We start from the raw sequence: 6,060 nt of genomic DNA, 5'->3' as shown, positions 1-6,060 counted from the left end.
CCTGCCTATGCTCCCGTTCCCGCCTGCGCTCGTCCCAACCCCGACGATCTGCCGCCCTGGGATCTGGACGGTACGTCGGCCGCGAGGGTACAGGTCGCGCCTGCCGTGTCCAGCCCCGCACCCGCGATGCCCCAGGTTGCTGCTGCCAGCGCACCTCAGCCGACGGCGACCTCCGTGATGGAGGCCATCGACTGGGATGAGCTGGAGAGCGACAGTCAATCCGAGGAGGGGGAAGCGGTCGCCAGATTGATCCCGTCCTCCTTGCTGGTCAACTGCGGGGATCCCTGGGCCGAGCTGATTGCCCGCACCGGGGTCGGCGGTCGGCTGCGTCAGCTGGCGATCAACGCGGTCATGAGCCAGCAGGGAGAGACAGTGCAGCTGATCCTCAAGCCTGAGCAGCGCCACCTGATCAGCGATCGGGCCCGCGCCGATCTGGCCGAGATCATAGGCCCGGAGCTGGGTCAGGCCGTGCAGGTGGAAGTGACCCTGGGCCTGGTGCCCGATAAGGAGACGCCCCTTGAGATAGAGCACCGCCTCTATTTGGGTGTGCGCGAGCAGGTAAGCCGGGATCTGGCGCAGGATCCCAATGTGCAGTTTTTAGTTCAGCGGTTTGGTGCCATGCTCCACCACGAGAGCATAGAGCCGCTAAGCAATTGAATTCGATGTTTAACACCCATGCCGGGCTCAGTGCCCGGTTGAAAAGCGGTTTGCTTGTCCCCATCTAGGACAGACAAGCCCACAGCCCGGCGCTGGATGCCGGATTTCAAGACGAGAGACGACATATGTTTGGTAAAGGTGGAATGGGGAACCTGATGAAGCAGGCCCAACAGATGCAAGAGCGCATGCAGAAGATGCAAGAGCAGCTTGCCCAGATGGAAGTGGTCGGCGAAGCCGGTGCTGGTATGGTCAAGGTCACCATGGCCGGTAGCCACAGCGTGCGTCGCATCGAGATCGACCCGAGCCTGATGGAAGATGACAAAGAGATGATCGAAGATCTGGTCGCTGCCGCCGTCAACGATGCCGTTCGTCGTGTGGAAGAGCAAAACAAGACCAAGATGGGTGAATTGACCGGCGGCATGCAACTGCCCCCGGGCATGAAGCTGCCCTTCTAAGCATGTCGACGTAAATCCAATGCTTCGATAGGGCAGCGCGGGCTAAGGGCCAGGCAGATCTGATGCTCTCGCGATGTGACGCAGGGTGGGTGTTTCGTACGTTCCCCATCTGGCATGGCAAGCCTCATCAAGCATGACCAGGACGCAGTTGATGCAGGCACTCTGTATCAGCTGCGTTTTTTTATGGCGTGCGTGCCAAGTCAGCCCCTGTTGCGGCGGGCGTTACGGCTGCTGTGCCAAAAAGTGAAGGCGCCCTCGGGCGCCTTCTTGGTTGGTGCACGTGCTTGCGCTTCATCGCCAGGGTGTTGCCACCTCGTTTAACTCAGCCAGCCTGCCGCCATGGCCAGCTTGCCGCAGAGTGCTGCCAGCACTATGCCGAGCAGGGTACGCAGGAGCCAGATCACGACCAGCTGGCTCACGCTCACCGGGATCCTGGTGGCCAGGATGCAGGGGATGGAGGCGGAGAAGAAGAGGACAGAGCTGACCGAGATCACGGCGGTGACATAGCGCACCAGCAGGTCCGCATCTTTGAGCAGGATGGCGGGCAGGAACATCTCTGCCAGCCCGGCCGAGAGCGATCTGGCGGTCTCCAGTGGCTCGCCCAGATCAAGCAACCAGGTCAGGGGCCACAGTAGCCAGCCCAGCAGGTCGAACAAGGGGGGGTGCTGCGCCAGCAACAGGCTGAGCAGGCCGACCGACAATATGGTGGGCACGACGGCGGCCGCCATGCTGAGGCCATCTTTGAGGTTGTCATGCAACTGACGCAGCAGGGGGTCTGCCTGACTGGATTGGCTCAGCCCGGATGCCAGTGCGGCTTGCCAGCGGCGCATGCCGGCTGGCAGTGGCTCATCGGTTTCCCCGTGATGGGCCATGTTGGAGATAGGGGGCACGCGCGCCAGAATGGCGGTGATGACAAAGGTGATCACCAGGGTGGACCAGAAATAGAAGTTCCAGTGCTCCATCAGGTTGAGGGTCTTGGCCACAATGATCATGAAGGCGGCCGACACGGTGGAAAACCCGGTTGCTATGATGACGGCTTCCCGCACCGTGTATTTGCCGGCGAGGAAGACCCGGTTGGTGATGAGCAGCCCAACCGAATAGCTGCCGACGAACGAGGCTACCGCATCAATGGCGGAGTGTCCCGGTGTGCGCCATAACGGCCGCATCACGGGCTGCATCAGTACCCCGATCAGTTCCAGCAGACCGAAGCCGAGCAGGAAGGTGAGGGCCATGGCACCGATGGGCACGATGAGGCCGACCGACATGGCCAGCTTGTCGAACAGAAAGGGCAGGCGATCCGGGGTCATCAGCCAGGCCGGTCCCAGCTCGGCGACATACATCAACGCCAGACCAAGACCGAGCAGCTTGAACAGGCTCAGGAGTCTGTCGATGGGACGCGCGCGCCAGCGGCCATCCAGCAGCGGAGTCACTGCCCCATAAGCGATCAGTAACAGGATCAATCCCAAAGCCAATGGCCGCTGTGCCATCAGCAAGCCAGCCAGGTGATCCACCAGTATGGTGCTGCGTCCCGCCAGCTCGAACGGGATGAAAAAGATGGCGATGCCAAGCAGGCTGGTCAGCAACAGCTTGATGCCGGCGCCTGATTTCGTGGGGGCGATGAGCACATTGTCCTGTTCCATATCGTCATTTCTCCTTGTGGTGTAACGCCTGCCCGACATCTGACCGAGTAAATTGTATATACATTACCGTCTGCGGCTCACAAATCAAACACAAAATTAACCAAAGTGAAACATTTATGCATTGGATCTGGCGTGAGATGGCGATCTGCGCGTATGGAAGGCAAAGGGGGGTGAGTGGCGATAACAGCGTGGCTGGATAGATGGGCAGTAAAGGGGATGAGTGCAGTCAGGTAGAGGTGGCGCTATGGTGCTGGCATCGTCAGACCCAAAATAACTAGGCCAGGGGAGGCAGGGGGCGGGAACTTTATTGGAGCCCGGTCGGTTGTTGGGGCCAAAGGGGAAAAAATGCGAGGTTTGTCATGGGATCAGGATCTCACCGTGGTGGTAACCCCGATGACGATAAAAATATCCATAGCGACAAAAATCATATAAAACATTAACTTGGATTTAAGATTTTCGCTTTCGCCCATCCTTATGTACTTTTATCATTACTATTTATGGATCAGTTATAAAACCTTTGTTCATTTGACTACTTTTCGGGTTTCTCATTGCAGAGTAAGATGCCACCTCAATAAAAATAAGAATTAGGAGTTCGGGAGTGAAGGCATTAGCAAAAGAAAGGGTATCACCCTATATAAGCCAGTTATATGAGTGCGGTATTAATGATTCTGACATTAAGTTGGTGGTGGATCAGTTCCGCTCCGATGTGTCAGGCAGTTCTTCGCTGTTTCTGTTACGGGATGATGACAAGAGCGACGGGATAAAACTCTTCTCCAGCGGGCTGACAGAGGCACAACAGCAGTTCTATGTACAGCACCATCGCCAGGATGTGTGGTTCAATCACTATCTGGACAAGGGCTGTCAGGGCATAGTCAATGCCACGACACTGTCCAATTCGACGGGGCTGCTTGCCAGTTTCGGTGCGCAATATGCGGCCGGGGGGGTCTGCCGGGTAAAGGGGCGGGGTCTTAGCAGCCTGTGCACCTATCGTGGTGCCAGCCAGGAAGATTTCAGCGCTCAGGATATCTCCTCGCTGGCGGAGGTTTATTCTGGTTTTGCGGCCTGGAGTAACCATTATTGGAACTTGCTGGCGCTGGAAACCCAGAACTATCAGCTGCAGCAACTGGTTAAAAACCATAATAAGCCCAGCGCCATCGTCGATGACAAAGGCCATATCCATTATTCCAATGTGGCCTTCAATCGTATCTCCGATGAGAATGTTGAGTTACGGGCCGTTAATGGTATGTTTTCGCTGCACAATAAGGAGCAACAACGCCAGTTCAAGGAGATCCTGAATGGCTTTGCTTACTTGTTGCCAGGAGCGAGCGCGTATATGTCTATTTCCCGTCAGGCCAATTTAAGGCCGCTGCTGATCCAGTGTACGCTGATGAGCGGTCTCAGCCGGTTCGAGCGCTATGTGGAAGTTGTGCTGCGCGATCCCGAGCACTCTTTCAATCCCGACATAGAGGCGCTGGCCAGCCTCTATCCGCTGACCATAGGCGAGAAGGAGCTGCTGGTGCTGATGAGCAAGGGTTACAGCAGCAACGACATCGCCGAGCTGCGTGGGGTCAAGGTGGAAACCGTCCGCTCGACCCTCAAGGGGGTGTTCAAGAAGACCGACTGCCACAGTCAGAACGAGCTGCTGCTGTTGCTGCAATCCATCTCCTGATCGGGTGCGAGCTATGCTTGGAGTGAGCCGGACATAGTGTCCGGCTTGCGCCTCCCGCCCGGGAGGCTGGTTGGGGGAACGCACAATGGAATCACTCAAGGCAAAGGATTATATGCAGACCCGGCCCATCACGTTCAGCGCTGACATGATGGTGCAGTCTGCGGTCGAAAAGTTTCTCAACAGTCACCAACTTGGTGGCCCTGTGGTGGATGCGCTGGGTCATCTGATCGGCTGGGTTTCCGAGCAGGACTGCATCGCTGTCATGCTCAAGGAGGCCTATCACTGCGAGCAGGTGGCCCAGGTCAAGGATGTGATGCGCAAGGAGGTGCTGGCGGTCGGGCCCGACACCAGCATTTTGGAGCTGGCCGAGATGATGATGGGGCAAAAGCCCAAGATCTATCCTGTGGTGGAGGAGGGGCATCTGCTCGGGGTGATCAGTCGTCACAATGTGATGCTGGCGATCCACGCCCAGCTGGCTACCTGTTTCGTACACTAGGCCCGTGCCTGATCGGATTGAGTGTCATGAGTCATCGGGAGCAGGCCGCGGCCTGCTCTTTTTATTCACGTGTGTCCTTCAGATACTTCTGTCCAAACGCCCGTTATTCCGGTTTTCATCGCCATCCCAATCGCTTTAAGGCTTGCACCGCTCTTCCTCGCTCTTTAGGATCTCCCGAAGCTTGTCGATATGGCCCCTCTGGGCACTCATTTAAGGAATTCGTACCTTGTCTCTCTCTATCGAGGCGCTGCGCCGCCGTCTCTCTGCCTGCATGAATCTCGATGCCCGCCGTCTTTCCAGTCGTCTGCACGGGGTCAAAAAGCTGCCTGAGGGCAAGCAGGCTGCCGTGCTTGAGACCATAGCTGCGGATCTGGATGTTGCACAGGCGCGTTATCAGTCTCGTCTGGCGGGCGTGCCCAAGGTCACCTATCCGGCCAATTTGCCGGTCAGCCAGAAGCAGGCGGAGATCGCCAAGGCGATCAGTGAACATCAGGTGGTGATCATCGCCGGTGAAACCGGCTCGGGCAAGACCACCCAGATCCCCAAGATTTGTCTCTCGCTCGGGCGCGGAGTGAAGGGCTTCATCGGCCACACCCAGCCGCGGCGCCTCGCGGCCCGAACGGTTGCAGCCCGTATTGCAGAAGAGATGGAGTCCGAGCTCGGCCACTACGTGGGTTACAAGGTGCGCTTTACCGATCAGGTGAGCGAGCAGACCCACATCAAGCTGATGACAGACGGTATCTTGCTGGCGGAGATCCAGAACGACCGTATGCTCACCCAGTACGACACCATCATCATCGATGAGGCCCACGAGCGCAGCCTCAACATCGACTTTATTCTGGGCTATCTCAAGCAGCTGCTGCCAAGGCGCCCCGATCTCAAGGTGATCATCACCTCGGCCACCATAGACCCGCAGCGTTTCTCACGTCATTTCAACAAGGCGCCGGTGATCGAGGTTTCCGGCCGCACCTATCCCGTGGAGGTGCGTTATCGCCCCCTGTTTGTCGATAAAAAAACCGGCGACAAGAGTGAAGGGCTGGAGGAGCGCGACGAGCTGCAGGGCATCTTCGATGCGGTGGAGGAGCTGGCCCGCGAAGGGCTGGGGGATATCCTCATCTTCATGAATGGCGAGCGGGAGATCCG

At 57.7% G+C, this 6,060-nt stretch carries 6 protein-coding genes; 5 read left to right on the top strand and 1 reads right to left on the bottom strand.

Annotation, left to right across the window (positions count from 1 at the left end):
• Positions 1-657: DNA polymerase III subunit gamma/tau C-terminal domain-containing protein (locus AAC083_RS22695; protein ID WP_308811031.1), on the top strand; the 657-nt coding region annotated here is incomplete at its 5' end.
• A gap of 125 nt (positions 658-782) precedes the next feature.
• Positions 783-1,112: a YbaB/EbfC family nucleoid-associated protein gene (locus tag AAC083_RS00340; RefSeq protein WP_042037688.1), complete on the top strand. Its 330-nt coding sequence runs from the start codon at positions 783-785 to the stop codon at positions 1,110-1,112.
• A 317-nt stretch (positions 1,113-1,429) separates the two neighbouring features.
• Here the strand turns inward: AAC083_RS00340 and AAC083_RS00335 are convergent, their stop codons facing one another.
• The gene (locus tag AAC083_RS00335; protein ID WP_108537798.1) at positions 1,430-2,752 is read right to left on the bottom strand and encodes a YjiH family protein; all 1,323 of its coding nucleotides are present in this window, start codon (positions 2,750-2,752) and stop codon (positions 1,430-1,432) included.
• Between the two features lie 598 nt (positions 2,753-3,350).
• Here AAC083_RS00335 and AAC083_RS00330 point away from each other — a divergent pair.
• The 3 genes from AAC083_RS00330 to AAC083_RS22690 all read left to right on the top strand — a co-directional run.
• On the top strand, positions 3,351-4,421 hold the full coding sequence (locus tag AAC083_RS00330; RefSeq protein WP_042037691.1) for a helix-turn-helix transcriptional regulator: 1,071 nt from the start codon (positions 3,351-3,353) through the stop codon (positions 4,419-4,421).
• 85 nt (positions 4,422-4,506) lie between these two features.
• A complete protein-coding gene (locus AAC083_RS00325) occupies positions 4,507-4,917 on the top strand; it encodes a CBS domain-containing protein (RefSeq protein ID WP_042037692.1) in 411 nt (136 codons plus the stop codon).
• Between the two features lie 226 nt (positions 4,918-5,143).
• Positions 5,144-6,060, top strand: a 917-nt coding sequence (locus tag AAC083_RS22690) for a DEAD/DEAH box helicase (protein WP_258224845.1), incomplete at its 3' end; no start/stop codon positions are given.

Origin of the sequence: Aeromonas sp. HMWF014 (genome assembly GCF_963878295.1) — a bacterium.
Classification (GTDB): domain Bacteria; phylum Pseudomonadota; class Gammaproteobacteria; order Enterobacterales; family Aeromonadaceae; genus Aeromonas; species Aeromonas popoffii.
Note: the sequence above shows the minus strand (reverse complement) of the source record. Positions and strands in the feature narration are given on the sequence as shown.

What these genes read in the sequence shown, in the direction of transcription:
- AAC083_RS00340 (WP_042037688.1), top strand. Translation starts at nt 783, where the DNA reads ATGTTTGGTAAAGGTGGAATGGGGAACCTGATGAAGCAGGCCCAACAG.
- AAC083_RS00325 (WP_042037692.1), top strand. Translation starts at nt 4,507, where the DNA reads ATGGAATCACTCAAGGCAAAGGATTATATGCAGACCCGGCCCATCACG.
- AAC083_RS00335 (WP_108537798.1), bottom strand. Translation starts at nt 2,752, where the DNA reads ATGGAACAGGACAATGTGCTCATCGCCCCCACGAAATCAGGCGCCGGC.